This is a genomic window from Inquilinus limosus MP06 (assembly GCF_000767795.1).
Lineage (GTDB): Bacteria > Pseudomonadota > Alphaproteobacteria > DSM-16000 > Inquilinaceae > Inquilinus > Inquilinus limosus_E.
The window spans coordinates 1-1656 of record NZ_JANX01000895.1 but is presented as its reverse complement, the minus strand read 5'-3'; the positions used below and the strand labels follow the sequence as shown (position 1 = coordinate 1656).

General features: G+C 69.6%; 4 protein-coding genes. All 4 read left to right on the top strand.

The window, feature by feature from the left end:
* The coding region (locus P409_RS39690; RefSeq protein ID WP_034848969.1) for a hypothetical protein at positions 1 to 321 on the top strand (321 nt) is incomplete at its 5' end.
* Positions 322 to 436: 115 nt separating this feature from the next.
* The gene (locus P409_RS36700; RefSeq protein ID WP_152613692.1) at positions 437 to 868 is read left to right on the top strand and encodes an L-2-amino-thiazoline-4-carboxylic acid hydrolase; all 432 of its coding nucleotides are present in this window, start codon (positions 437 to 439) and stop codon (positions 866 to 868) included.
* Complete coding sequence (locus tag P409_RS33705; protein WP_202964897.1) at positions 865 to 1308, top strand: hypothetical protein; 444 nt, start codon at positions 865 to 867, stop codon at positions 1306 to 1308. The genes P409_RS36700 and P409_RS33705 overlap by 4 nt, the downstream gene beginning before the upstream one ends.
* A gap of 142 nt (positions 1309 to 1450) precedes the next feature.
* Positions 1451 to 1656: hypothetical protein (locus P409_RS33700; protein WP_034848963.1), on the top strand; the 206-nt coding region annotated here is incomplete at its 3' end.

The following is a 1656-nucleotide window of genomic DNA, read 5'->3' as shown; positions in this document are numbered from 1 at the left end:
GGGTCGGCGCTGCTGGAGCTGCAGGCCCTGGCCGGCGACGCGCCGGGCATCCTGCGCCGGGTGCTGCGGCGGCTGGAGAAGGGCCGGGTGAAGCTGGAGGTCGAGATCGGCCGGATGGACCGGTTCGGCCGCTCGATCGAGCGCGGCGCCGCGCGCATCGCCGTCGCCATCGTCACCGCCGCGTTCGTCGTCGGGCTGGCGCCGATCCTGGCCGAGAGCGGGCCGCGCCTGTTCGGTATCCCCGCCTTCGCCCTGCTCGGTTGCCTCGCCGCCCTGGCCGGCATCGCCTGGCTCCTGCTGCCGGGGCGGAGGAAGGATTAGGCTGGGTCGTCCCCCTCGATATCGATAGGCTTTCGATCGGCGCGACCGTTGGAGAGAAGACTTGATCACCAGGCCAACCAACAAGCTGCTGTACGACGCCATCAAGGACCGCGGCATGGCCTATCTGATGGTCTTTCGCGAACTCAAGGCCCGCTATGGCGAAGCCGAGGCCAAGGACGTGATGCGGAGCGCCAGCCGCGCCCACGGTCTCCGGATCGGCAGATCGCTCACGGCCTGCGCCCCGAGGGATTTCGAAGGCATGGCGAGGGGTTTCGCGAAATCGCCGGATGACGGGTCGGTGTTCTGCCCGGATATCCGGCGGCTCGACAGCACAGGCCTCGAAGTGAAGATGATGGCCTGCCCGATCAAGGATGCCTGGGTCGAGGCCGGATGCAGCGAGGAGGAGATCGTGACGCTGCTTCACTGCGCCTCCGCACTCGACGAGGCGACACTGGAAGCAGCCGGCTTCGACTATGAGATCGAGCTCTGGTCGCCCGGGCAAGAGGGCTGCTGCCTGACCCGGATCAGGGAGAAGACCGGACGGTGAGCGCCCGATCCGCACCGGAGGCAGGCCACGTGTTCTACGCGATCAAGGCCGAGATCCGGGACCCGCGGGCGGAGAGCTTCGAGTTCGCCGCGCAGAAGACGATGTATGGCGGCAAGCGCATCGCCGCCGGCGACACCGCCTTCCTGTTCGCCAGCGAGAATGAGGGCGGCCAGGGCCTGGTCGCGCGCGGAATCGTCACCGCCGCCGAGGCGATGCCGTCGATTCCGGGGCTGGACCGGCAGACGCCGCGGGTCAGCGTCACCATACGCCGCACCGCCCTGGCGACGCGGCCGCTGGGTCGGCGCGAGCTGAAGCCGCTGCAGGATTGGGACGACGGCCGGCCCGGCACCGAGCTGAACTTCAAGCTCTACCGCCAGGCCACCAACAAGATCGTCGGCCTCTCGGACGCGGCAGCGGCGTTCCTCGACGGCTTCTTCTAGCGGCGCATCGCTGGCTGCGGCGCAGCGTCCGTGAGGTCACGGCGCACCGCTGGCGGATGGCTGACCCGCGCGCCCTCGCATTGCTCCTTCCCTTCCCGGCCACGTACAACAGGCGTCCGTTGGGAAATAGGACAAGAAGACCATGGCCGCGATCGGGGGGAAAACCGGGCTGGTGCTCGGGCTGGTGGTCGCCAGCACCGTGCTGGGGCTGATGGGTACCGACCTGGTGCTGCCGGCGGTGCCGTATCTGCCGGAGGCGATCGGCGGCGACGCGGCGCGGGCGCAGCTGGTGCTGGCCGCCTATGTCGCCGGCACCTGCGTCGGCCTGCTGGCCTATGGCGCGCTGGG

Excerpts from the sequence above, each read along its gene's own strand:
- P409_RS36700 (WP_152613692.1), top strand. The coding sequence starts at position 437 with ATGGCCTATCTGATGGTCTTTCGCGAACTCAAGGCCCGCTATGGCGAA.